At 60.1% G+C, this 26145-nt stretch carries 19 protein-coding genes; 12 read left to right on the plus strand and 7 right to left on the minus strand.

Going from position 1 to position 26145, the window contains the following annotated elements; all coding sequences use genetic code 11:
• Nucleotides 1–9: 9 nt before the first annotated feature.
• Both AB4O09_RS26290 and AB4O09_RS26295 read right to left on the minus strand, forming a co-directional pair.
• On the minus strand, nucleotides 10–570 hold the full coding sequence (locus AB4O09_RS26290) for a response regulator transcription factor (protein ID WP_003177957.1): 561 nt from the start codon (nucleotides 568–570) through the stop codon (nucleotides 10–12).
• Nucleotides 567–1826, minus strand: coding sequence for an ATP-binding protein (locus AB4O09_RS26295; RefSeq protein WP_003197792.1), 1260 nt, complete (start codon nucleotides 1824–1826; stop codon nucleotides 567–569). Before AB4O09_RS26295 ends, AB4O09_RS26290 begins: the two co-directional genes overlap by 4 nt.
• Nucleotides 1827–2060: 234 nt before the next feature.
• Between AB4O09_RS26295 and AB4O09_RS26300 the strand changes: the two genes are divergently transcribed.
• Complete coding sequence (locus tag AB4O09_RS26300) at nucleotides 2061–2777, plus strand: SIMPL domain-containing protein (protein WP_003197790.1); 717 nt, start codon at nucleotides 2061–2063, stop codon at nucleotides 2775–2777.
• A 141-nt stretch (nucleotides 2778–2918) separates the two neighbouring features.
• Here AB4O09_RS26300 and AB4O09_RS26305 read toward each other — a convergent pair whose 3' ends face one another.
• From AB4O09_RS26305 to AB4O09_RS26315, 3 genes are all read right to left on the minus strand, one after another.
• Nucleotides 2919–3164, minus strand: coding sequence for a hypothetical protein (locus tag AB4O09_RS26305; protein WP_148053509.1), 246 nt, complete (start codon nucleotides 3162–3164; stop codon nucleotides 2919–2921).
• 226 nt (nucleotides 3165–3390) lie between these two features.
• Nucleotides 3391–3777, minus strand: a complete 387-nt coding sequence (locus AB4O09_RS26310) for a DUF6124 family protein (protein WP_123350764.1) — start codon at nucleotides 3775–3777, stop codon at nucleotides 3391–3393.
• Nucleotides 3778–4424: 647 nt separating this feature from the next.
• Nucleotides 4425–5855: an IS1182 family transposase gene (locus AB4O09_RS26315; protein WP_212795278.1), complete on the minus strand. Its 1431-nt coding sequence runs from the start codon at nucleotides 5853–5855 to the stop codon at nucleotides 4425–4427.
• Between the two features lie 499 nt (nucleotides 5856–6354).
• Here AB4O09_RS26315 and AB4O09_RS26320 point away from each other — a divergent pair, with 499 nt between their 5' ends.
• From AB4O09_RS26320 to AB4O09_RS26360, 9 genes are all read left to right on the plus strand, one after another.
• Entirely contained in the window at nucleotides 6355–7956 is a 1602-nt protein-coding gene (locus tag AB4O09_RS26320) for an ABC transporter substrate-binding protein (RefSeq protein WP_460107676.1), read from the plus strand.
• A gap of 255 nt (nucleotides 7957–8211) precedes the next feature.
• Complete coding sequence (locus tag AB4O09_RS26325; protein WP_123423127.1) at nucleotides 8212–9837, plus strand: ABC transporter substrate-binding protein; 1626 nt, start codon at nucleotides 8212–8214, stop codon at nucleotides 9835–9837.
• 306 nt (nucleotides 9838–10143) lie between these two features.
• Nucleotides 10144–11745, plus strand: coding sequence for an ABC transporter substrate-binding protein (locus AB4O09_RS26330; protein ID WP_123423128.1), 1602 nt, complete (start codon nucleotides 10144–10146; stop codon nucleotides 11743–11745).
• A 168-nt stretch (nucleotides 11746–11913) separates the two neighbouring features.
• Entirely contained in the window at nucleotides 11914–13332 is a 1419-nt protein-coding gene (locus AB4O09_RS26335) for an OprD family porin (RefSeq protein ID WP_038856860.1), read from the plus strand.
• 75 nt (nucleotides 13333–13407) lie between these two features.
• Entirely contained in the window at nucleotides 13408–15003 is a 1596-nt protein-coding gene (locus AB4O09_RS26340) for an ABC transporter substrate-binding protein (protein ID WP_053161880.1), read from the plus strand.
• 74 nt (nucleotides 15004–15077) lie between these two features.
• Nucleotides 15078–16088: an ABC transporter permease subunit gene (locus AB4O09_RS26345; RefSeq protein WP_003197774.1), complete on the plus strand. Its 1011-nt coding sequence runs from the start codon at nucleotides 15078–15080 to the stop codon at nucleotides 16086–16088.
• A 10-nt stretch (nucleotides 16089–16098) separates the two neighbouring features.
• Nucleotides 16099–17010: an ABC transporter permease subunit gene (locus AB4O09_RS26350; RefSeq protein ID WP_003197772.1), complete on the plus strand. Its 912-nt coding sequence runs from the start codon at nucleotides 16099–16101 to the stop codon at nucleotides 17008–17010.
• Nucleotides 17011–17020: 10 nt separating this feature from the next.
• Nucleotides 17021–17989 carry an ABC transporter ATP-binding protein gene (locus tag AB4O09_RS26355; protein WP_003197769.1) on the plus strand — a complete coding sequence of 323 codons (969 nt, stop codon included), beginning with the start codon at nucleotides 17021–17023 and terminating at the stop codon, nucleotides 17987–17989.
• Nucleotides 17989–18969, plus strand: coding sequence for a peptide ABC transporter ATP-binding protein (locus tag AB4O09_RS26360; RefSeq protein WP_028237338.1), 981 nt, complete (start codon nucleotides 17989–17991; stop codon nucleotides 18967–18969). The genes AB4O09_RS26355 and AB4O09_RS26360 overlap by 1 nt, the downstream gene beginning before the upstream one ends.
• Before the next feature lie 120 nt (nucleotides 18970–19089).
• On the opposite strand, the gene AB4O09_RS26365 is transcribed toward AB4O09_RS26360, so the two are convergent.
• Nucleotides 19090–19347: a hypothetical protein gene (locus tag AB4O09_RS26365; protein ID WP_003197766.1), complete on the minus strand. Its 258-nt coding sequence runs from the start codon at nucleotides 19345–19347 to the stop codon at nucleotides 19090–19092.
• A 3232-nt stretch (nucleotides 19348–22579) separates the two neighbouring features.
• Nucleotides 22580–24163, minus strand: a complete 1584-nt coding sequence (locus AB4O09_RS26370) for a peptide chain release factor 3 (protein WP_003197764.1) — start codon at nucleotides 24161–24163, stop codon at nucleotides 22580–22582.
• Between the two features lie 332 nt (nucleotides 24164–24495).
• Between AB4O09_RS26370 and AB4O09_RS26375 the strand changes: the two genes are divergently transcribed.
• Both AB4O09_RS26375 and AB4O09_RS26380 read left to right on the plus strand, forming a co-directional pair.
• Entirely contained in the window at nucleotides 24496–25212 is a 717-nt protein-coding gene (locus AB4O09_RS26375) for an ABC transporter permease (protein WP_003197761.1), read from the plus strand.
• Nucleotides 25213–25237: 25 nt separating this feature from the next.
• Nucleotides 25238–26140: a glycine betaine ABC transporter substrate-binding protein gene (locus AB4O09_RS26380; RefSeq protein ID WP_003197759.1), complete on the plus strand. Its 903-nt coding sequence runs from the start codon at nucleotides 25238–25240 to the stop codon at nucleotides 26138–26140.
• The last annotated feature ends 5 nt before the right edge of the window (nucleotides 26141–26145 follow it).

The raw sequence follows: 26145 nt of genomic DNA on the forward strand, positions 1-26145 counted from the left end.
AGCGCAGGTTCAGCGACGCACGGGACGCTTTTGCAATTTGCGCTGCAAAGTCCGCCGGTGCATGCCCAAGGCGCGGGCCGTGGCGGAGATATTGCCTTCGTGCTCGGTCAGCACCCGCTGGATGTGCTCCCATTGCAGGCGATCCACCGACATGGGGTTTTCCGGCACCAGGGTGTCGAGGTCGGCGTGCTCGGACAACAGCGCCGCCAGTACATCATCGGCGTCCGCCGGTTTGCACAGGTAATTGCAGGCACCGCGCTTGATGGCCTCGACTGCGGTGGCGATGCTCGAATAACCGGTGAGGATCACCACGCGCATCTCCGGGTCCAGCTCCAGCAGCTTGGGCAACAGCACCAGGCCCGAGTCACCGTCCATTTTCAGGTCCAGGGCGGCGTAGTCCGGCAGGTCGGCCTGGGCGATGGTCAGGCCTTCTTCGGCAGAACCTGCGGTGCTGACGCGAAAACCGCGACGGGACATCGCCCGGGCCATGACGCGGGTAAACGTGGCGTCGTCATCTACCAGCAACAGGTGCGGCAGCTCTTCGCCGTCGACTTGGATCTCGTCACTCATGTTTCGTCTCCTCGGTCGGCATGGGGCAGGCGCAGCTCGGTGAGCGTGCCGCCTTCCTCATGGGGGTAGAGTTTCACCGAGCCGCCGGCGCGTGTCACGCTGGCTTTGCTCAAAAACAGGCCCAGGCCGAAACCTTTGCCCTTGGTGGTATAGAACGGCTTGCCGATCTGCTCGGCAATCGCCAGCGGCACACCGGCGCCGTGGTCGCGAATACTGATGGTCAGCTCATAGGCATTCCAGTCCAACGCCACTTCCAGCCCTTCGGGGCAAGCGTCGGCGGCGTTGTTCAGCAGGTTCAGCAGCGCCTGGGTCAGGTCCGGTGGCGGTGCCATGCGTGGCACCGGGCCCTGGCCCAGGCGCTGGAAGCGATAACTGGCTTCCGGGCGCATCAGGTGCCAGCGGTTCAACGCCTCATCGAGCCAGTCGGTGACATCTTGCATGTCGATGGCCAGCCGACGATTGGCCTCGGCGGCGCGCACCAGGTACTGCAGGGTCTCCTTGCACAGCTTGACCTGGTCCTGCAGCACGCTGAGGTCCTCCTGCAACGCCGGGTCGTGGTGATCCTGGCGCATCTCCTTGAGCAGCACACTCATGGTCGCCAGCGGCGTGCCCAACTCATGGGCGGCGCCAGCGGCCTGGGTCGCCACGGCCAGCAATTGCTCGTCGCGCAGGCCCTCTTCACGGCGGATGGCCCGCAATTCTTCCTGGCGACGCAGCTCCTCGGCCATGCGCGCGGCAAAAAACGTGATGACCGCCGCGGCCAGGGCGAAACTCAGCCACATGCCGTAGATCTGCAGGTTTTCCCGGGCGATGGGGAAGGTTTCCAGCGGGTAGAACCGCGCCAGCAGCAAGGTGTACAGCGCCAGGGCGATACCAGACAGGATCAACGAAAAGCGCCACGGCAACGTCACCGCGGCGATGGTCAGCGGCACCAGGTAATAAGAGACGAAAGGGTTGGTGGAACCGCCGGAGAAATACAGCAGCGCGCTGTGGATAAACAGGTCGCCGGCCAGCTGTACGGCGTATTCCAGCTCAGTTACCGGCCACGAGGTGCGCAGGCGAATCGCCGTCAGCGCGCAGAGCACGCTGGAACAGACCAGGGTGATCGCCAATTGCAGCCAGGGCAGCGGCAGCAGGTTGAACCAATAGGCGAGCCCCACCGAGCCGGCCTGGGCCGCCAGGACCAGGATGCGGATGAATGTCAGGCGCCAGAGGTTCTGGCGAGAGGCGGATGTCATTTGCAAAGGGGCGAGCATGAGCTCTCCTGATGAGCGCTCCAGGCGAATCGCACGGAGTATAACCAAGGCGCGGCTTGCAGCGGCAGATATGCGGCAAAGCGCCACAGCCTCGAAATGACACACCCCCTGTCAATTGGACTCATGCACATCTGTATAGAAGTTGTAACTGTGCGAACCCACCCATAAAAGCTAGAGTCTTAACGTTCACGCAGGCCCGGACCTCACCCCTGCGCACCATCCCAAGGAGCTTTCATGCACACGTTCCGTCGCCCCGCCGCCCTGCTCGCCCTCAGCCTCGGCACCGCCGCCAGCCTGCCGGCCCTGGCCGCCGATGAGCTGCACTACAACCAGATTTCCCTGCGCGCCGAAGCCAGCCAGGAAGTGGCCCGCGACCTGATGATCGTCACCCTCTACACCGAGGAGCAGAACACCGACCCGGCCAAACTCGCCGCCGCCGTCAGCACCACGCTGAACAAAGCCATCGGCCAGGCCAAAGAGGTCAAGGACATCAATCTGCGCCAGGGCAGCCGCAACAGCTACCCGATCTACGACAACAAAGGCGGGAAAATCACCGGCTGGCGTGAGCGCGCGGAACTGCGCCTGGAAAGCGCCGACTTCGCCGCCCTGTCCAAACTCACCGGCGAACTGCTGGGTGACATGAAAATGGCTGGCATGGACTTCGCCATCGCCACCGCCACCCGCAAAACCAGCGAAGACGCCCTGCTCAAGGACGCCGTCAACGCCTTCAAGGCCCGCGCCCAACTGGCCACCGACGCCCTGGGCGGCAAGGGTTACAAAATCGTCAACCTGAACTTCAATACCAACGGTTATCCACAACCGTACATGCGCCCGCAGATGATGATGAAAGCCGCGTCCATGGATGCTGAGTCGGTGACGCCGGAAGTTGAAGCGGGCACCAGCCAGGTGACGATGACGGCGGATGGGGTGGTTGAGGTGTTGATGCAGTAACCCGCCCGATCGTTCCCACGCTCCAAGTGGGAATGCCGCCACGGACGCTCCGCGTTCGGCCTTGGAAAGGGACGCGGAGCGTCCCGGGCTGCATTTCCACGCTGGAGCGTGGGAACGATCATCAAACTGTCTGCCACGTTTTTACTTCAGCAAAAGCACAGCTGCCTGCGCGAGTTGGGTGAGCAACTCAATATCTTGCCCATCGCGAGCGCCATCCTCGTTCAGATCAGTTTTTATACCCACCTTGTCGTAGCGCCCATCCTTCAGCGAGGAAGAGACAAACGTATCGAGGTAACACTGTTCGCCCCGATAAAACTTGAGCCGAACCTCAGGATTATCATCACGATCAAGATCTTTAAGTGATATGCGGATTTCGTTAGCGGCCATCATCGAACCTCATCCGTTAAGTTAGATCGGTACGGCATTGCTGCTTTGAATAAAGCACGCCCGTATCCAGCATCCTAACCACGCCCCCGAGACCGTCTACTGTCAGAGCTGACAGGTGGATGCCCATACAAGCCGAACCAGAAGGAAACCCGTGGCGAGGAGATTTATCCCCTCGCCACAGATGCGTCCAACTTGAGTTGATGGATCGGACGCATCTTCCCTCCGGCTACACTTCGGCTGGGCTGGCCGGCGCTTCAAGCTGATCCAGCGCCTTGTCCACCAGCAACTGGCACAACTCCACCAACTGATGAATCCCCAACGCCACGCTGCGCCGCGTGCCCTCCACTTCGAAAGCCAGGTCCTCGGCCATGGCTTTTATCGAAGCCAGGGTTTCGGAGGTGCTGGTCAGTAGTGTGTCGGCGTCAGCTTTGGCGGTGACGGAAAACAGGCTGTCGATGCGCGGGTCGGTGTTTGGCTCTGGAGGTTTTGGGTTGAGGTAATGATTGAGGGCGCGCTCGGCGGCGGCGCGGTCTTTGAGTAGGTCTTCGATGGAATCAAAGCCGGAAAGGGGGTTGGTTTTGTTGAAGGGTGGATCGGGGACTGACTTATCCATATGTAATACTCCTGTATAAAATTGGAGCCATCCCTGTGTCGTTTCCACGCGACAATAGGTGGCGGCGGTACGCGGGGTGGAAATACCGGTTAACAGGACCCGGCCAGACCGAAGTCTGCCCACGCACAGCCGCCAAGACGCAGTTTGCAGACGAAACGAGACGTCGGCAACACGATGTTCAGCCATGCACTGTTAAAAGGTTCAGGTTTCCACACCCGGTCGCTGATTTTTGCTGCAAACCCCGTGACGAGGGAGCTTGCGCCCGCTGGGCTGCGCAGCGGCCCTTTTCAGAGTTGTGTGTATATCCGTTTTTTTGGTGACGGCGGCTTAGGGTTCCGCCCTGACGGCGGCTCACTTTTGAGAAGCCCGGAAGCCGGCCCAGTCAAAAGTAAGCAAAACGCTTTGCCCCACCACTCGGCACCTCGCCTAGGCTCGGTGTGCCCTCACTCCGGCATTGCTCCGTGGGCCGCCGCGAAGGGCCATCCATGGCCCAGAGTGTGTAAAAACAGAAAAAACATCGTCGGCACGTAGTGCCGACAGGTGTTGGCCAACTGATTAAAACCTGAAGGGTTCCTGTAGCTCCAAGCGGCCCCTACGAACGCTAGCAAGGCTTCATAGCTTGATTAACGGGGCAAAACGGCAGGCTTTCAGGCCGCCAGCGCCTTCATCAGACCCTGCGCACCAAGGATTTTCATCACTCTTTTCCAATTGTAAGCGAGCACATTCAAGCTCATTTCAGTGCTGACCCCAGCCAGCCGCCGTGTCAGAAAATGCGTCGCTCCCATCCATTGCTTCAGCGTCCCGAAGGGGTGCTCGACCGTTCGCTTGCGGATGTTCATCATCTGCGGCTCATTGTTCAGCCGGGCCTGCATTTCCTCCAGTAACGCCTCATGTTCCCAGCGCCGAATTTTTCGCTCTCTGGCCGGTGTGCATTGCGCCTTTATCGAACAGGCTCGGCAGTTGGAGTGCCAGTAAACGTCCAGCTTCTTGCCCTTGTCGACGTAAGAGTTGCGCCAGATCAGCACTTGCTTGGCGGGGCAGACGTAGACATCTTTGTCTGCGTCGTAAACAAACTCGTCATTGCCGAAACGGCCATCAAATTTGGCCCGCGAGCTCAGTGTTTTCGGCACATAAGCTGTGATCCCTGCCTCGTGACAGGCCAGGATTTCTACGCTTTTGTAATACCCTCGGTCCGCCACCACCGACAACGATTCGATTTGCATCGCCTCACGGGCCTGCTGGGCCATCGAGCTAAGCTGATCACGGTCGTGACCGACATTGGTCACCTCGTGCGCAACGATCAAATGGTGTTTGGTATCGACTGCTGTCTGCACGTTGTAGCCCACGATGCCATGACCGCTCGTCATCATCATCGAGCGCGCGTCCGGGTCGGTTAGCGAGATCTGTTTGTCCGGCGATGCTTCAAGCTGTATTTCAATCGCTTGGAGTGCCTTCATCTGCTCCTTCAATTTGGCGATTTTCTCTTCCAGGCCGCCTTTGGGCCCTGAAGACTTGGGCTCTTCCCGATCAGCCTCATCCAGCGCCTTCAGATAACGGGCAATGCTTGACTCGATGTCTTCCATCCGGCGCTTCAGCTTGGCGCTGGTAAAATTGCGGTCGCGGTTGTTCACCGCCTTGAATTTACTGCCGTCGATGGCAACGAAATGCTCCGAGAAAAGCCCAAGTTGTTGACACAGCACGACGAACTGCCGACAGACTCCTCGAATGGCCTTTCCGTTGTCTTTGCGGAAGTTGGCGATGGTCTTGAAATCCGGCATCAGGCGACCGGTCAGCCACATCAGCTCGACGTTGCGCTGCGCCTCGCGCTCAAGGCGCCGGCTTGAATGGATACGGTTGAGATAGCCGTAGATGTAGATCTTCAGCATGACTGCAGGGTGGTAAGCCGGTCGGCCCGTTTTAGCGGGGACAGCGCTGTCAAAACCCAAGCTGATCAGGTCGAGCTCATCCACGAAGACATCGACAACGCGCACCGGATTGGTGTCGCTGACGTAGTCGTCCAAGCTCTCGGGGAGCAAGGTAGTTTGATCTCGGTGTTCACCTTGGATGAAGCGTTTCATGGGCAGCCCTTGCGATGAAGTCCTGGGGAATCATAGCAAGGGTTGGCTTCGGGGTTTTTACACACTCTGGGCCCAGCGCGGCTAACGGGGCGCCCCAGATCAACGTCCGCCCCGAGGCGGCCTTATAGCCGACCTGGCTCTTGGTGAGACCGCGTTTCTCCTGTGGGAGCAAAGCTTGCTCGCGATGGCGGTGGTTCAGTCACATGGATGTTGAGCTTACTGGCCTCATCGCGAGCAAGCTCGCTCCCACACTTGGATCGGGTACGACCGGGAGAGCCAGGTCGGCTATTAGGCCGCCTCGCGAGCAAGCTTTGCTCCCACAGGTCCTGCTCAAACAGATCTGATGGGTGTACGACCGGGAGAGCCAGGTCGGCTACAAGGCCGCCTCGTCCAAGAGGCTATACCCAAACCCAACAGCCCCCCTCACTTTTCGATATTTCCAACACCCCCACCCGCAACGCTACTCTCCAGAAAACCTCACCACCCCCCAAGGGATTTCATGGACAGAACCACCTTCAAGCCCCTCCTGCTCACCCTGGCCCTGATCAGCAGCGCCCCAATGGCCCAGGCCGCCACCACCCTGGTCTACTGCTCCGAAGCCAGCCCCGCCGGGTTCGACCCCAGCCAATACACCAGCGGCACCGACTTCGATGCCTCGGCCGAAACCGTGTTCAACCGCCTCACCCAATTCAAGCGCGGCGGCACCGAGGTCGAACCCGGACTAGCCACCAGTTGGGACGTGTCGCCCGATGGCCTGGCCTACACCTTCCACCTGCGCGACGGGGTGAAATTCCACACCACCGACTATTTCACCCCCACCCGCGAGTTCAACGCCGAGGACGTGCTGTTCACCTTCCAACGCCTGCTCGACCCACAACACCCATTTCGCCAGGCCTACCCCACCGAATCGCCGTACTTCACCGACATGGGCCTGAACACCACGATCAAAAGCGTTGAAAAAGTCGACGAACACACCGTGCGCTTCAACCTGAACAACGTCGATGCCGCCTTCGTGCAAAACCTGGCAATGAGTTTTGCCTCCGTGCAGTCCGCCGAATACGCGGCGCAGTTGTTGAAGCAAGGCAAGGCCGGCGACCTCAACCAGAAGCCCGTCGGCACCGGGCCGTTCGTGTTCAAGCGCTACCAGAAGGACTCGCAGATCCGCTACACCGCCAACACCGCGTACTGGAAACCCGAGGACGTGAAGCTCGACAACCTGATTTTCTCCATCACCCCGGACGCCGCCGTGCGCCTGCAAAAACTCAAGCGCGGTGAATGCCAGGTCAGTGGCTACCCACGCCCGGCCGACATCGAGGTGATCGAACAGGATCCGAACCTGCAAGTGCTCAAGCAGCCGGGTTTCAACCTGGGTTTCCTGGCCTACAACGTGACGCACCCGCCCCTGGACCAGCTCAAGGTCCGCCAGGCGCTGGACATGGCCATCGACAAGCCGGCGATTATCAAGGCCGTGTACCAGAGCGCCGGGCAGCTGGCGCAGAACGCCTTGCCACCGGCCCAGTGGTCGTTCGACCCGAGCATCCAGGACGCGCCCCACGACGTGACCAAGGCCAAGGCGCTACTCAAGGAAGCCGGGGTTGCGCCCGGTACCACCCTCGATTTATGGGCGATGACGGTGCAGCGCGCGTCCAACCCCAATGCGCGAATGTCTGCACAGATGATCCAGCAGGATTGGGCCAAGATCGGCATCAAGGCCAACATCGTCAGCTATGAATGGGGCGAGTACATCAAGCGTGCAAAAAATGGCGAACATGATGCAATGATCTACGGCTGGACCGGTGACAACGGCGACCCCGACAACTGGCTGGGGGTGCTGTATAGCTGCGCGGCAGTCAAGGGCAGCAACTACGCCAAGTGGTGCGACCCGGCGTATGACCGCTTGATCCAGCAGGCCAAGGTCTCGACAGACCGCCAGAAACGGATCGATTTGTATCAACAAGCGCAGAAAATCCTCAAGCAACAGGTCCCGATCACCCCGATCGCCAACTCCACGGTATTTCAGCCGATAAACAGGCAGGTGGTGGATTTCAAACTCAGCCCATTCGGCCTCACACCCTTCTACGGCGTGGGTTTGAAGAAGTAACACCTGCCCATTTCCGGTGCGCTACAGCCCTGCGGCGCACCGGGAAAGGGCGCGATTTGCCCCGAAAAAACACGCGCAAACGATCAAATGCGCCGGAAGTTACACAGATGCGACATTAAGGTACGTTCGTGCCACTGTTTCGGACTTGTGACCGCTCTGGATCTTGCATTGGGTATGGGGCCTGCATAAGTATCCGCAGGACGACTCACGAGGTCGCCCTCAAATCCAAAAATGACAACAAATCATGAGGCCAACATGCTTAAACAAGCGGTCATTCCGTTTTTAGTCGGCGCAAGCTTATTAGCCAGCGCACCTTTCGCCCAAGCCGCGACTAACCTGGTGTTCTGCTCCGAAGGGAGCCCGGCCGGTTTTGACCCGGGTCAGTACACCACCGGAACCGACTTCGACGCCTCTGCAGAGACCATGTTCAACCGCCTGACCCAGTTCGAACGCGGCGGCACCGCTGTGATTCCTGGCCTGGCGACCAAGTGGGACATTTCCGAGGACGGCCTGACCTACACCTTCCACCTGCGTGAAGGCGTCAAGTTCCATACCACCCCGTACTTCAAGCCGACCCGTGAATTCAACGCCGACGACGTGCTGTTCACCTTCAATCGGATGATCAACAAGGACGACCCGTTCCGTAAGGCCTACCCGACCGAATTCCCGTACTTCACCGACATGGGGATGGACACCAACATCACCAAGATCGATAAAGTCGACGACCACACCGTCAAGTTCACCCTCAAGGATGTCGACGCCGCGTTCATCCAGAACATGGCCATGAGCTTCGCCTCGATCCAGTCCGCCGAATACGCCGCCCAGTTGCTCAAGGAAGGCAAGGCCCCCGACATCAACCAGAAGCCGGTCGGCACCGGCCCGTTCGTGTTCAAGAGCTACCAGAAAGACTCCAACATCCGCTACACCGGGAACAAGGACTACTGGAAGCCTGACGACGTGAAGATCGACAACCTGATCTTCGCCATCACCACCGACCCGTCGGTGCGCATGCAGAAACTCAAGAAAAACGAATGCCAGATCACCCTCTTCCCACGCCCGGCCGACCTCAAGGCCCTGAAGGAAGACAAGACACTGAAGATGCCTGACCAGGCGGGTTTCAACCTGGGCTACATCGCCTATAACGTGATGGACAAGATCAAGGGCAGCAACGAGCCGAACGTGCTCGCCAACCTGAAAGTCCGCCAGGCGCTGGACATGGCGGTCAACAAGCCGCAGATCATCGACTCGGTCTACCAGGGCGCCGGCCAACTGGCGGTCAACGCCATGCCACCGACCCAATGGTCCTACGACACCACCATCAAGGACGCCAAGTACGACCCTGAGAAAGCCAAGGAGCTGCTCAAGGAAGCCGGCGTCAAGGAAGGCACCAACATCACCCTGTGGGCGATGCCGGTCCAGCGTCCGTACAACCCGAACGCCAAGCTGATGGCTGAAATGCTGCAGTCCGACTGGAAGAAGATCGGCCTGAACGTCAACATCGTCAGCTACGAATGGGGCGAGTACATCAAGCGTTCCAAAGGCGGCGAGAACCAGGCGATGATCATCGGCTGGAGCGGTGACAACGGTGACCCGGACAACTGGCTCAACGTGCTGTTCGGCTGCGACTCGCTGGCCGGCAACAACTTCTCCAAATGGTGCGACAAGAAATTCGACGGCCTGGTCAAGGAAGCCAAGCGCACCACCGACCAGTCCAAACGCACCGAACTGTACAAACAGGCACAACACGTCCTCAAGGATGCTGTGCCAATGACACCCATCGCTCACTCGACGGTGTATCAACCCATGCGCGCCAACGTGCAGGACTTCAAGATCAGCCCCTTTGGCTTGAACTCCTTCTACGGCGTCAGCGTCAGCAAATAAAGACAGGCAACGGCGGCGTTCTCAACGTCGCCGTTGCTTTATCTGCCGAGACTAAGACCCAGGAAAACGCCTACATCCAAAAGCACTGCGTACCACAGCAGTTGGTTTAGGACGTATCGCCTTTTCCCACAAGTCTTTCAGGTATTACGCATTTACCGCCCGGCCTACGGCTCATACCGTCGGCACTTGGACGATTTGCCAGCCCTGCGGCATCGCTACGCATTGGAATGAGCTCAGTGCCCCGGACCTGTCCCCGGAAGGACACCGGTTCACTGTTAAAACACCCCGAACGAGAGAGGGAGCGTCATGCGCCATACCTTGGTTTTATCCGCATTGCTGGGCACCGGCCTGTTGGCCGCGACATCCGCAGCCCAGGCCGCCGCCGGCAGCCTGGTGTTCTGTTCCGAAGGCAGCCCCGCCGGTTTCGACACCGCGCAATACACCACGGCCACCGACAACGATGCCGCCGAGCCGCTGTACAACCGCCTGGCCGAGTTCGAAAAAGGCGCGACCAACGTCGTCCCGGGCCTGGCGACCAGCTGGGATATTTCCGAAGACGGCTTGAAGTACACCTTCCACCTGCGCGAAGGCGTGAAATTTCACACCACCGACTACTTCACGCCAACCCGAGATTTCAACGCCGACGACGTGTTGTTCACCTTCAACCGCATGCTCGACCCGCAGCATCCGTTCCGCAAGGCCTACCCCACCGAGTTCCCCTACTTCAACGGCATGAGCCTGAACAAGAACATCGCCAAGGTAGAAGCGACCGGGCCACTGACCGTGGTCATGACCCTCAACAGCGTGGACGCCGCGTTCATCCAGAACATCGCCATGAGCTTCGCCGCGATCCTGTCGGCCGAATACGCCGACCAGTTGCTCAAGAGCGGCAAACCGAGCGACATCAACCAGAAGCCGATCGGCACCGGGCCGTTCGAGTTCAAGAGCTACCAGAAAGACTCCAACATCCGCTACGTCGCCAACAAGCAGTACTGGGCGCCGGAACGGGTGAAACTGAACAACCTGATCTTCTCCATCAACACCGACGCCTCGGTGCGGGTGCAGAAGCTCAAGGCCAACGAATGCCAGATCACCCTGCATCCACGTCCCGCCGACGTGCCGGCCTTGAAGAACGACCCCAAGCTGCAACTGATCGAAAAACCGGGCTTCAACCTGGGCTACATCGCCTATAACACCCGCCACAAGCCGTTCGACCAGGTCGAAGTGCGCCAGGCGCTGGACATGGCGGTGAACAAGCAAGGCATTCTCAATGCCGTGTACCAGGGCGCGGGGCAACTGGCGCAGAACGCCATGCCGCCAACGCAGTGGTCCTACGACGACACCATCAAGGACGCTCCCTACAACCCGGAAAAAGCCAAGGAATTGCTCAAGGCCGCCGGCGTCAAGGAAGGCACCGAAATCACCCTCTGGGCCATGCCCGTGCAACGCCCGTACAACCCCAACGCCAAGCTGATGGCCGAGATGCTCCAGGCCGACTGGGCGAAGATCGGCCTGAAGGTGAAGATCGTCAGCTACGAATGGGGCGAGTACATCAAGCGCACCAAGAACGGCGAGCACGACATCAGCCTGATCGGTTGGACCGGTGACAACGGGGATCCGGACAACTGGCTGGGCACGCTGTACAGCTGCGATGCCATTGGTGGCAACAACTACTCCATGTGGTGTGACCAGGACTACGACAAGCTGATCAAGCAGGCCAAGGTCGTCACCGACCGCGACCAGCGCACCGTGCTCTACAAACAGGCCCAGCAGTTGCTCAAACAGCAAGTGCCGATCACCCCTGTTGCCCACTCGACGGTCAACCAGCCGCTGAGTGCCAAAGTCGAAGGGTTCAAAGTCAGCCCCTTCGGTCGCAATGTCTTTTCGGGCGTCAGCCTGAACCCATAACCGTTAGCCACACAGCGCGGGCTTCCTTTGGAAGCCCCACGCCGACGTCTTGCCGTAATTCGCCAATCAGGCACCCAGCAAACGTTTGCCAGCTGTGAATGAGTTGTAAACCGATAGCCGAATCACCCAAAAAGATCGGCATAAAAAAGAAAGAAAGGAGCGTTACCGATGAAACTGAGCAGCACCGCGATACTGGCCTTGGCCATCAGCAGCATTAGCGCAACGGCGTTTGCAGAATCCCAAAGCCAGGCGGTCACCCCGGTGACCCTCAAGACCACTAGCGAGCAAAGCGAAGCCAAAGGTTTCATCGAAGGCCAATCGGTGACGGGGTCCACCCGTAACTGGTACGCCAATGAGCAATTCAAGCGTGGTGCCAAACTGTCCTACCGTCAAAACGGTGAAACGCGTCAAACCGACCGCCGTATCAACTGGCTGCAGGGCACTATCATCAAGTACAACTCGGGTTTCACTGAGGGCACGGTAGGCTTCAGCACCGAGGTAGCCGCCTACAATGCCATCGCCCTGGAGCGAGACCGAAAGAACCTCGCATCCGGGAATGGCGGAGCTCCAATTCCAGGTGTTGGCGGCCGAGGCAACAACCGCACCCTGACTGAGAATGGCGGCGACGCTCAGGACCAATGGAGCAAATTGGGTCTGGCAAACGTTAAGGCCCGTATTTCTAACACCACCCTCACCGCGGGACGGCAGAATTTCAGCAGCCCAATGGTCGATGTGATCGGCAACCGTGCTCTGCCCTCCAGCTTCCAAGGTGTGAGCCTGCATAGCGAAGAGCTGGAAAATCTGTCATTCGACCTGGCCACGTTCGATAGAAACTCCCCACGTACAGAGGAAAGCCAGCGTAAGTTCCGTGCAGAATATGCTGATCACCTTGTTGAAATCGATCACGTATACACCGCCGGCATCAGTTACCAACCTCTCGCCAGCCTGACCACCAGTCTGTGGGCAACTCAGGCCGAGGACATGTGGAACCAATACTACTTCGGCGCTAGCCATGTTTTGGGTGACAGCTCCGTGCTAAGCCTGACCACGGGTCTGAACTACTACAAAACCGTGGACGAAGGCAAAGCCGTCCTGGGTGACATTGACAACGACACCTACTCCCTATCGTTTGGCCTGACGCACCAAGCTCACAGCCTGACCTTCTCGTACCAGGAAGTGAACGGTAACGAGTACTTCGACTACCTGCACGAAACCAACGGCATCTACCTGGCCAACTCCCTGCTGTCGGACTTCAACGGCCCGAACGAAAAATCCTTCCAGATCGCCTACGGCCTGAACATGGCCGAATATGGTGTGCCGGGGCTGAAGTTCAACATCTACCAGGCGCGCGGCTGGGGCATCGACGGTACTCATTACAAAGGTGGCGAATATGCCAGCGTGCAGTCGATGGACGGTGAACACCATTACGAATACGGCATCGGCGCATCCTATGCCGTACAGAGCGGCCCACTGAAAGCCACCGCGATCCGTGCGACCTACACCGCACACCGCGCCAGCGAAAACCAGGCCGACGGCAGCCTCAACGAGTTCCGCCTGGTCACCACCATCCCGTTCAACATTCTCTAAACTGCCACCGGGCGGTCGACTCACAAGGTCGCCCGCCCGGTCTTTTGCCATTGACCCGATTGCAGAGGATTGACGATGAACATGATTCCCCTACGCGCCGCCATCGCCGCCGCATTGCTGAGCGTCGCCGTTGGCGCCACGGCCAAACCCTTGGTGGTTTGCACAGAAGCCAGTCCGGAAGGCTTCGACATGGTCCAGTACACGACTGCAGTCACCGCCGATGCCGTGGCGGAAACCATTTTCAATCGCCTGGCCGACTTCAAGCCCGGCACCACCGAGGTGATTCCGGCCCTGGCCGAATCCTGGGACATCAGTGACGATGGCCTGACGTACACCTTCCACCTGCGCAAGGGCGTCAAGTTCCACACCACCGAATACTTCAAGCCGACCCGCGACATGAACGCCGACGACGTGGTCTGGAGTTTCCAGCGCCAGCTGGACCCGAATCACCCGTGGCACAAACTGTCGAGCGTGGGCTTCCCGTACTTTGAAAGCATGGGTTTCAAGGAACTGCTCAAGAGCGTCGAGAAAGTCGACGAGCACACAGTCAAGTTCAGCCTGACCCGCCGCGAAGCGCCATTTTTGGCCGACATCGCCATGGCCTTCTCCTCGATCTACCCGGCCGAATACGCCGACCAGTTGCTCAAGGCAGGCAAGGCTGGTGACCTCAACAGCAAGCCAGTCGGCACCGGGCCGTTCGTCTTCCAGCGCTACAACAAGGACGCCCAGGTTCGCTTCAAGGCCAACCCGGACTACTTCCGTGGCAAGCCACCGGCCGATGCCCTGGTACTGGCCATCGCCACCGACAACAACGTGCGCATGCAGAAGCTCAAGACCAACGAGTGCCAGATCGCGCTGTACCCCAAACCCGATGACATCCCCAGCATCAAGAAAGACCCGAACCTGAAGGTCACCGAGCTGGACGCGATGACCGTCTCCTACACCGCCCTGAACACCAGCCACAAATACATGAGCGACGTGCGGGTGCGCAAAGCCATCGACCTGGCCTTCGACAAGGAAGCCTACGTCAACGCGCTGTTCGGCAAGGGCAACGCCACCGTGGCGGTCAACCCGTACCCACCGACACTGCTGGGTTTCAACCACGACCTGAAGAACCCGACCCGCGACCTGGACAAGGCCCGCCAGTTGCTCAAGGAAGCCGGCGTGCCGGAAGGAACCGTGTTCACCCTGTTCACCCGCAACGGCGGCGGCCCGACCAACCCCAACCCGATGCTCGGCGCGCAGATGATGCAGGCGGACCTGGCGAAGGTCGGGATCAAGGTCGACATCCGCGTGATGGAATGGGGCGAAATGCTCAAGCGCGCGAAAAACGGCGAGCACGACATGGTCTCTGCCGGATGGGCGGGCGACAACGGCGACCCGGATAACTTCCTGACGCCTATGCTCAGTTGCGAGGCGGCCAAGAACGGCGAAAACTACGCGCGCTGGTGCAGCGAGAAATTCCAGGCGCTGATCGACCAGGCTCGCGCCACAGTGAACCCCGAGGAACGCGCCAAGCTCTATGAACAGGCCCAGGTGATTTTCAACCAGGACCAACCGTGGATCAGCATGGCCCACACCCGCATGTTCACCGCAATGCGCAACAACGTAGAGGGCTACGTGATTAGCCCGCTCACCACCAACAACTTCGCCACCACCCAGGTGAAGTAGATAAGAAAACGCCCGGTACCCCTTATCCGAGGGCTACCGGGCACGCCTAACCGGCTGATGAGGTACACCTGAAGATGTTTAGTTTTATTGCCCGCCGACTGGGATTATTGATCCCCACGTTCTTCGGCATCACCTTGCTGACCTTCGCGTTGATTCGCATGATCCCCGGCGACCCCGTGGAAGTGATGATGGGCGAACGTCGGGTCGATCCCGAAATGCATGCACAGGCAATGGAACGCCTTGGCCTCAACAAACCGCTGTATGCCCAGTACCTGGACTACATCGGCAAACTGGCCCACGGCGACCTCGGCGAATCGCTGCGTACCCGTGAAAGCGTATGGACCGAGTTCAGCTCCCTGTTTCCCGCGACCCTGGAATTGTCCATGGCCGCGCTGTTGTTCGCCGGTATCCTGGGCCTGCTGGCCGGGGTGATCGCGGCACTCAAGCGAGGATCCCTGTTCGACCATGGGGTGATGGGCATCTCCCTGGCGGGGTATTCGATGCCAATCTTCTGGTGGGGCCTGATCCTGATCATGTTCTTCTCGGTATCCTTGGGCTGGACGCCGGTGTCGGGGCGGATCGACCTGCTCTACGACATCGAGCCGAGAACCGGCTTCATGCTGATCGACACGCTGCTGGCCGATGAGCCCGGCGCGTTTCTCGATGCGCTGCACCACCTGATCCTGCCGGCCATCGTGCTGGGCACCATTCCACTGGCGGTGATCGCCCGCATGACCCGCTCTTCGATGCTCGAAGTGCTGCGCGAGGACTACATCCGCACCGCCCGCGCCAAAGGCCTGTCGCCTTCGCGCGTGGTGTTCGTGCATGGCCTGCGCAACGCGCTGATCCCGGTACTGACCGTGGTCGGCCTGCAAGTCGGCACACTGCTGGCCGGTGCGGTCCTGACCGAAACGATCTTCTCCTGGCCGGGCATCGGCAAGTGGCTGATCGAAGCCATCGGCGCCCGGGACTATCCCGTGGTGCAGAACGGCATCCTGTTAATCGCCTGCCTGGTGATTCTGGTCAACTTCGTCGTGGACATCCTCTACGGCTTTGCCAACCCACGCATCCGTCACCAGCGCTGAGATCAAAACCATGAGTACTCCAACTACCGCGGTAGCAGTCGATCAAAGCCTGCTGTATCCGTCCCCGTACAAAGAATTCTGGCACGCGTTTTCCCGCAACAAGGGCGCCGTGGCCGGGCTGCTGTTCATGATCCTGGTGGTGTTCTGCGCGATCTTCGCCCCCTGGGTCGCACCTCACGACCCGAGCGAGCAGTACCGCGACTTCCTGCTGACGCCGCCGGCCTGGCTTGAAGGCGGGCAGATCCAGTTCCTGTTAGGCACCGACGAACTGGGCCGCGACTTGCTCTCGCGCCTGATCCAGGGTTCGCGCCTGTCGCTGCTGATCGGCTTGTCGTCGGTGGTGATGTCGCTGATCCCGGGCATCCTGCTGGGGCTGTTCGCCGGGTTCTTCCCGCGCCTGCTCGGCCCGACCATCATGCGTTTGATGGACATCATGCTGGCCCTGCCTTCGCTGCTGCTGGCCGTGGCGATCGTCGCCATCCTCGGCCCAGGCCTGATCAACACCGTGATCGCCATCGCCATCGTCTCGCTGCCGTCCTACGTGCGCCTGACCCGTGCCGCCGTGATGGGCGAACTGAACCGCGACTACGTGACCGCCGCCCGCCTGGCCGGTGCCGGCCTGCCACGCCTGATGTTCATCACTGTGCTGCCCAACTGCATGGCACCGCTGATCGTCCAGGCGACGCTGAGCTTTTCCTCGGCGATCCTCGACGCCGCCGCCCTGGGCTTCCTCGGCCTCGGCGTGCAGCCGCCCACCCCGGAGTGGGGCACCATGCTGGCCTCGGCCCGCGACTACATCGAACGCGCCTGGTGGGTCGTGAGCCTGCCTGGCTTGACCATTTTGCTCAGCGTGCTGGCAATCAACCTGATGGGCGACGGGCTGCGCGATGCGCTGGACCCGAAACTCAAGAATGCCGCCTGAGGAGATTCCCATGTCACTGCTAGAAATCAAGAATCTCAACGTCCGCTTCGGCGACGCCACCGCTGTGCCGGTGGTCGACGGCCTGGACCTGACTGTGGAAAAAGGCGAAGTCCTGGCCATCGTCGGCGAATCGGGCTCGGGTAAATCCGTGACCATGATGGCGCTGATGGGGCTGATCGAGCACCCCGGCATCGTCACCGCCGATGCGCTGAACTTCGACGGCAAGAACATGCTCAAGCTGAGCAACCGCCAGCGCCGGCAGATCGTCGGCAAGGACCTGGCGATGGTCTTCCAGGACCCGATGACCGCCCTCAACCCTAGCTACACCGTGGGTTTCCAGATCGAAGAAGTCCTGCGCCTGCACCTGAAGTTGTCCGGCAAGGCCGCCCGCAAGCGCGCCATCGAACTGCTGGAAAAAGTCGAGATCCCAGGCGCCGCCAGCCGCATGGACGCCTACCCGCATCAACTGTCCGGCGGCATGAGCCAGCGCGTGGCGATTGCCATGGCGATTGCCGGCGAGCCGAAGCTGCTGATCGCCGACGAACCGACCACCGCCCTGGACGTGACCATCCAGGCGCAGATCATGGACCTGCTGCTGGCCCTGCAAAAAGAGCAGAACATGGGCCTGGTGCTGATCACCCACGACCTCGCCGTGGTGGCTGAAACCGCCCAGCGCGTGTGTGTGATGTACGCCGGTCAGGCGGTGGAAGTGGGCAAGGTGCCGCAGCTGTTCGACATCCCCGCCCACCCGTACAGCGAAGCGCTGCTGGCGGCGATTCCGGAGCACAGCATGGGCGCCGAGCGCCTGGCGACCTTGCCCGGCATCGTGCCCGGTCGCTACGACCGCCCACAAGGTTGCCTGCTGTCGCCGCGCTGCCCGTACGTGCAGGACAACTGCCGTCAACAACGCCCGGCCCTTGACCCGAAATCCAACAGCCTCGCCCGCTGCTTCTACCCGTTGAACCAGGAGGTGGCGTGATGGCCGTCGTACTTACCGCCCGTGACCTGACCCGTCATTACGAAGTGTCCCGCGGCATGTTCAAGGGCCATGCGACCGTGCGCGCCCTCAACGGCGTGTCGTTCGAACTGGAAGCCGGCAAGACCCTGGCCGTGGTGGGCGAATCCGGTTGCGGCAAATCCACCCTCGCCCGGGCCCTGACGCTGATCGAAGAGCCATCCTCCGGCTCCCTGAAAATCGCCGGCCAGGAAGTGACCGGCGCCAACAAGGCCGAACGCAAGCAATTGCGCAAAGACGTGCAGATGGTCTTCCAGAGCCCGTACGCGTCCCTCAACCCACGGCAGAAAATCGGTGATCAGCTGGCCGAACCGTTGCTGATCAACACCAGCCTGTCGGCCACCGAGCGGCGGGAAAAAGTCCAGGCGATGATGAAGCAGGTGGGCCTGCGCCCCGAGCATTACCAGCGCTACCCGCACATGTTCTCCGGTGGCCAGCGCCAGCGCATCGCCCTGGCCCGCGCCATGATGCTGCAACCCAAGGTGCTGGTGGCGGACGAACCGACGTCGGCGCTGGACGTGTCGATCCAGGCCCAGGTGCTGAACCTGTTCATGGACCTGCAGCAGGAATTCAACACCGCCTACGTGTTCATTTCCCACAACCTGGCGGTGGTGCAGCACGTGGCTGACGACGTGATGGTGATGTACCTCGGTCGCCCGGTGGAAATGGGCCCCAACGAGTCCATCTACAGCCGCCCGCTGCACCCGTACACCCAGGCGCTGCTGTCGGCCACCCCGACCATCCACCCGGACCCGAACAAGCCGAAGATCAAGATCGTCGGCGAACTGCCCAACCCGCTCAACCCACCGTCCGGCTGCGCCTTCCACAAGCGCTGCCCGTACGCCACCGAGCGCTGCAAGACCGAAGAACCGGCGTTGCGGCCGCTCGATAACCGCCTGGTGGCGTGTCACTACGCCGAGCAGTTCCTCGATGGCGCGGCATGAGCAAGGCCTGATCATCCACAGGTTCAACCCATGCACTGGGTAATGCATCAGGCATGAAAAACCCCTCCAGTCACGACTGAGTATCAGTTGGGCTGGAGGGGTTTTCTTTAGGTTAGAGACCTACGTCTGGCTATCATCCTCTTCATTTTCATCTTCATCACCGTCCGGCGTATCGATTGGCGCGCCATCATCGTCCTCGCCATCATCCGGATCACCGGCATCCGAATCGGACGCAGCAAGCATCAACTCACCCTGCGCCACCGAGCCACTCGATGCGTGCTGCTCGTGCTCATCGCATTCCGCCCAAGCGGCGGTGGAGCCCAGGGACAGCATCACCAAGACCTTCAGCAAAAACATCATGCGTAGCAGCTTGTTCATAGCCAATTCCTTCTTTTCCGGATAAAGCCGGGACCTGACGGCGCTCAAGAAAATCTAGTTCTGAACAGGCCGGTTCACCAGATAGGACGCTCCAGAACAGACAGAAATGCCATAGCCCGACAGATTGGTTTCGAATAAGCGTTATCTCCAAACCTACTAACGCCAGGAACCTATGTGGGAGCAAGGCTTGCCCGCGAAGAGGCCGGCACATCCAACATCCAGGCAAGCTGACCCACCGCTATCGCGAGCAAGCTTTGCTCCCACAGAGGAAACTGTGCCAAACACAAGTTTCTTGTCCACTGAAGATCCAGTGTGGGAGCAAGGCTTGCCCGCGAAGAGGCCGGTACATCCAACATCAATGCAAGCTGACCCACCGCTATCGCGAGCAAGCTTTGCTCCCACAGAGGGAACTGTGCCAAACACAAGTTTCTTGTCCACTGAAGATCCAGTGTGGGAGCAAGGCTTGCCCGCGAAGAGGCCGGCACATCCAATATCCAGGCAAGCCGACCCACCGCTATCGCGAGCAAGCTTTGCTCCCACAGAGGAAACTGTGCCGAGCACAAGTTTCTTGTCCACTGAAGATCCAGTGTGGGAGCAAGGCTTGCCCGCGAAGAGGCCGGCATATCCAACATCAATTCCAGCTGACACGCCGCTATCGCGAGCAAGCTTTGCTCCCACAGAGGAAACTGTGCCAAACACAAGTTTCTTGTCCACTGAAGATCCAGTGTGGGAGCAAGGCTTGCCCGCGATGGCGGCGGTACATCCAACATCCGGGCAAGCTGACCCACCGCTATCGCGAGCAAGCTTTGCTCCCACAGAGGAAACTGTGCCAAACACAAGTTTCTTGTCCACTGAAGATCCAGTGTGGGAGCGGGCTTGCCCGCGAAGAGGCCGGTACATCCAATATCCAGGCAAGCCGACCCACCGCTATCGCGAGCAAGCTTTGCTCCCACAGAGGGAACTGTGCCGAACACAAGTTTCTTGTCCACTGAAGATCCAGTGTGGGAGCGGGCTTGCCCGCGAAGAGGCCGGCACATCCAATATCCAGGCAAGCCGACCCACCGCTATCGCGAGCAAGCTTTGCTCCCACAGAGGAAACTGTGCCGAGCACAAGTTTCTTGTCCACTGAAGATCCAGTGTGGGAGCGGGCTTGCCCGCGAAGAGGCCGGCACATCCAATATCCAGGCAAGCCGACCCACCGCTATCGCGAGCAAGCTTTGCTCCCACAGAGGAAACTGTGCCAAACACAAGTTTCTTGCCCACTGAAGATCCAGTGTGGGAGCAAGGCTTGCCCGCGAAGAGGCCGGTACATCCAACATCAATGCAAGCTGACCCACCGCTATCGCGAGCAAGCTCGCTCCCACAGAGGGATCTGTGCCGAACACAAGTTTCTTGTCCACTGAAGATCCAGTGTGGGAGCAAGGCTTGCCCGCGAAGAGGCCGGTACATCCAACATCAATGCAAGCTGACCCACCGCTATCGCGAGCAAGCTCGCTCCCACAGAGGGAACTGTGCCGAGCACAAGTTTCTTGTCCACTGAAGATCCAGTGTGGGAGCAAGGCTTGCCCGCGATGGCGGCGGTACATCCAACATCCGGGCAAGCTGACCCACCGCTATCGCGAGCAAGCTCGCTCCCACAGAGGGAACTGTGCCAAACATAAATTTCTTGCCCACTGAAGATCCAGTGTGGGAGCGGGCTTGCCCGCGAAGAGGCCGGTACATCCAATATCCAGGCAAGCTGACCCACCGCTATCGCGAGCAAGCTTTGCTCCCACAGAGGGAACTGTGCCGAGCACAAGTTTCTTGTCCACTGAAGATCCAGTGTGGGAGCAAGGCTTGCCCGCGATGGCGGCGGTACATCCAACATCCGGGCAAGCTGACCCACCGCTATCGCGAGCAAGCTCGCTCCCACAGAGGGAACTGTGCCAAACATAAATTTCTTGCCCACTGAAGATCCAGTGTGGGAGCGGGCTTGCCCGCGAAGAGGCCGGTACATCCAACATCAATGCAAGCTGACCCACCGCTATCGCGAGCAAGCTCGCTCCCACAGAGGAAACTGTGCCAAACACAAGTTTCTTGTCCACTGAAGATCCAGTGTGGGAGCAAGGCTTGCCCGCGAAGAGGCCGGCATATCCAACATCAATTCCAGCTGACACGCCGCTATCGCGAGCAAGCTTTGCTCCCACAGAGGGAACTGTGCCGAGCACAAGTTTCTTGTCCACTGAAGATCCAGTGTGGGAGCAAGGCTTGCCCGCGATGGCGGCGGTACATCCAACATCCGGGCAAGCTGACCCACCGCTATCGCGAGCAAGCTTTGCTCCCACAGAGGGAACTGTGCCGAGCACAAGTTTCTTGTCCACTGAAGATCCAGTGTGGGAGCAAGGCTTGCCCGCGATGGCGGCGGTACATCCAACATCCGGGCAAGCTGACCCACCGCTATCGCGAGCAAGCTCGCTCCCACAGAGGGAACTGTGCCAAACATAAATTTCTTGCCCACTGAAGATCCAGTGTGGGAGCGGGCTTGCCCGCGAAGAGGCCGGTACATCCAACATCCAGGCAAGCTGACCCACCGCTATCGCGAGCAAGCTCGCTCCCACAGAGGAAACTGTGCCGAGCACAAGTTTCTTGTCCACTGAAGATCCAGTGTGGGAGCAAGGCTTGCCCGCGATGGCGGCGGTACATCCAACATCCGGGCAAGCTGACCCACCGCTATCGCGAGCAAGCTTTGCTCCCACAGAGGGAACTGTGCCGAGCACAAGTTTCTTGTCCACTGAAGATCCAGTGTGGGAGCAAGGCTTGCCCGCGATGGCGGCGGTACATCCAACATCCGGGCAAGCTGACCCACCGCTATCGCGAGCAAGCTCGCTCCCACAGAGGGAACTGTGCCAAACATAAATTTCTTGCCCACTGAAGATCCAGTGTGGGAGCGGGCTTGCCCGCGAAGAGGCCGGTACATCCAACATCCAGGCAAGCTGACCCACCGCTATCGCGAGCAAGCTCGCTCCCACAGAGGGAACTGTGCCAAACATAAATTTCTTGTCCACTGAAGATCCAGTGTGGGAGCAAGGCTTGCCCGCGAAGAGGCCGGCACATCCAACATCAATTCCAGCTGACACGCCGCTATCGCGAGCAGGCTCGCTCCCACAGTTAATTATTCATGTTCAGGACATGGGACAAGCCATAAAAAACCCCGCAGCTTTCGCAACGGGGTTTCGGTTTCAACACTCAGCGCTTAGTGATGCTCACGCGTCGCGCGGAATTTCACGTCCGGCCAGCGCTCTTCCATCAGTGCCAGGTTGACTCGGGTCGGGGCCAGGTAGGTCAGGTGACCGCCGCCGTCCAGCGCGAGGTTTTCCACGGCCTTGTTGGAGAATTCCTCGAGTTTCTTTTTGTCGCCGCATTCGATCCAACGAGCGGAGTACACGGTGATCGGCTCGTAGGAGCACTCGACCTTGTATTCCTCTTTCAAGCGGCTGGCGACGACGTCGAACTGCAGCACACCGACAGCACCGAGGATGATGTCGTTGCTGCGGGTCGGGAAGAACACCTGGGTGGCGCCCTCTTCGGCCAGTTGCTGGAGACCCTGGCGCAGTTGCTTGGACTTGAGCGGATCCTTCAGGCGTACGCGGCGGAACAGTTCCGGGGCGAAGTGCGGGATGCCGGTAAAGCCCAGGGTTTCGCCTTCGGTGAAGGTGTCGCCGATCTGGATGGTGCCGTGGTTATGCAGGCCGATGATGTCACCGGCAAAAGCCTCTTCCAGTTGCTCGCGTTCCGAGGAGAAGAACGTCAAGGCGTCGCCGATGCGCACGTCCTTGCCGGTGCGCACGTGGCGCATCTTCATGCCCTTTTCGTATTTGCCGGAGCAGATGCGCATGAAGGCGATACGGTCGCGGTGCTTGGGGTCCATGTTCGCCTGGATCTTGAACACGAAGCCCGAGAACTTCTCTTCCACCGGCTCCACGGTGCGCTCGTTGGCGACACGGGCCAGCGGGCGCGGGGCCCAATCGACCACGGCGTCGAGCACATGGTCCACACCGAAGTTGCCCAGGGCGGTACCGAAGAACACCGGGGTCAGTTGACCGTCGAGGAACTCCTGCTGATTGAACTCATGGCAGGCGCCCTGCACCAGTTCCAGTTGCTCGACGAAACGATCGTACTCGTCGCCCAGGTGCGCGCGCGCCTCGTCGGAGTCGAGCTTCTCGATGATCTTGACGTCGGTGCGCTCGTGCCCGTGACCAGCGGTGTAGACGATGATGTAGTCGTCGGCCAGGTGGTACACGCCCTTGAAGTCGCGGTAGCAACCGATCGGCCAGGTGATCGGCGCGGCCTTGATCTTCAGGACTGCTTCGATCTCGTCGAGCAGTTCGATCGGGTCGCGGATGTCGCGGTCGAGTTTGTTGATGAAGCTGACAATCGGCGTGTCCCGCAGACGGCAGACGTCCATCAGCGCGATGGTCCGTGGTTCGACGCCTTTACCGCCGTCGAGGACCATCAGCGCCGAGTCCACTGCCGTCAGGGTGCGGTAGGTGTCTTCGGAGAAGTCTTCGTGGCCCGGGGTGTCGAGCAGGTTGATCATGTGATCGCGATACGGGAACTGCATGACCGACGTGGTAATGGAAATACCCCGTTGCTTTTCCATTTCCATCCAGTCGGAGGTGGCATGGCGGTCGGATTTGCGAGATTTCACCGTGCCGGCGACCGCAATCGCCTTGCCCATCAGCAAGAGCTTCTCGGTGATGGTGGTCTTACCGGCATCGGGGTGGGAAATAATGGCGAAAGTGCGGCGTTTCGCGACTTCGGCGGCCTGGTTGGTCATGGGAAATCGCCTGGCAGGTGATTCAAAAAAGGGCGGCGATTATAGCTCAACTTGTGCCAGGAACCGAACCGTTGAGCACATCCAGGGTGGCCAGATCTTCCCCGCCATGGGAACCTTTAGCAGTGTGGAGGCGTCCACCACCCTGTTACGGCTATTCGTCAGGGTCTGAAAAATCAGCAAGTTAGCCTGACGAGGCTGCGCTCATGGCTCGATTTACCTGCCGTTTTACCGGTATGGAAAAGAGCTGCTTCTCGCGAACGTTTTCCCGGCAACCAGTGATGGTTTGCCGCCCGGGAAAGCGTGCGCCGACTGAAAGACAAAGGAGTCCGCCTGTGGCTATCCGCTATGGCAAAGGGCTTATCGGGGGTGCGGTCGTCGTCGCGCTCCTGGCCCTGTTGGTCCACTGGATCGGCATCGATACGATCCAACGCTACCACGACGATCTGCTGTTCTACCTGCAAGCGCACCTGCTGCTGGTACTGGCCTCCATGCTGGCGGCCCTGCTCGTGGGCATTCCCGCCGGCATCGCCCTCAGCCGCCCCGGCATGGTCGGGCGCGCCGAACGCTTCATGCAAGTGTTCAACATCGGCAACACTGTGCCGCCCCTGGCCGTGCTGGCCATCGCCCTGGGCATCCTGGGCATCGGCAGCGGTCCCGCCATCTTCGCCCTGTTCCTCGCCTCGCTGTTGCCCATCGTGCGCAACACCTATGAAGGCCTGAAAAACGTCCAGGGCTCCCTCAAGGAAGCCGCCGTCGGCATCGGCATGACCCCGCGCCAGGTACTGTGGAAAGTCGAGTTGCCCAACGCCGTGCCGATCATCGTCGGTGGCGTGCGCGTGGCCCTGGCGATCAACGTCGGCACCGCGCCGCTGGCGTTCCTGATCGGCGCCAACAGTCTCGGCAGCCTGATCTTCCCCGGCATCGCCTTGAACAACCAGCCGCAGCTGTTGCTCGGCGCGGCCTGCACCGCCCTGCTGGCGCTGCTGCTCGACGGCCTGGTGACAATGGCCAGCCGCCTCTGGCTGGAACGCGGTCTGCGACCGTCATAAGCCGGCTGGATAAAGGAAATCGTTTATGAAGAAGTTGAGCTTGATACTGGGCTGCGTCCTGCTGTTCGCAGGATTCGCCCAAGCCGCTGAAAAACCGTTGATCCGCCTTGGCGCCCGAGTGTTCACCGAACAGACGCTGCTGGCGGAAATCACCGCGCAATACCTGCGCAGCAAGGGCTACGACGCGCAGATTACCGGTGGCCTGGGCAGCAACCTGGCCCGCAGCGCCCATGAAACCGGGCAACTGGACATGCTCTGGGAATACACCGGCGTGTCGCTGGTGGCCTACAACCACGTCACGGAGAAACTCGACAGCGCCCAGTCCTACGCCCGGGTGAAAGAACTCGACGCGAAAAAAGGCCTGGTCTGGCTGACACCGTCGAAATTCAGCAACACCTACGCCCTGGCCCTGCCGGAAAAAATCGCCCGCCAGTACCCGCAGATCAACAGCATCAGCCAGTTGAACACGGTGCTGCAGGCCGAAGCCGATGACGATCATCTGGTGGCCCTGGACACCGAGTTCGCCAACCGCTCAGACGGCCTGGCGGGCATGGTCGAGCAGTACGGCATGAACCTGACCCGCAAGAACATCCGGCAGATGGACGCGGGCCTGGTCTACACCGCCCTGCGCAACGGCCAGGTCTTCGCCGGCCTGGTGTACACCACCGACGGCCGGTTGAACGCGTTCAAGCTGAAGTTGCTGGAAGACGACAAGCATTACTTCCCCGACTACACCGCCGCACCAGTGGTGCGCCAGGCGTACCTCGACGCGCACCCGCAACTGGCCGAACAGCTCAAGCCCCTGGCCGAGCTGTTCGACGACGCAACCATGCGCCAGCTCAACGCCCGCGTGGACGTCAACCACGAAAGCCCTTCCACCGTTGCCGCTGATTTCCTGCGCCAGCATTCGCTGCTCTCAACCCAATGACCTGG

This window comes from Pseudomonas sp. H1_F01 (assembly GCF_054681425.1).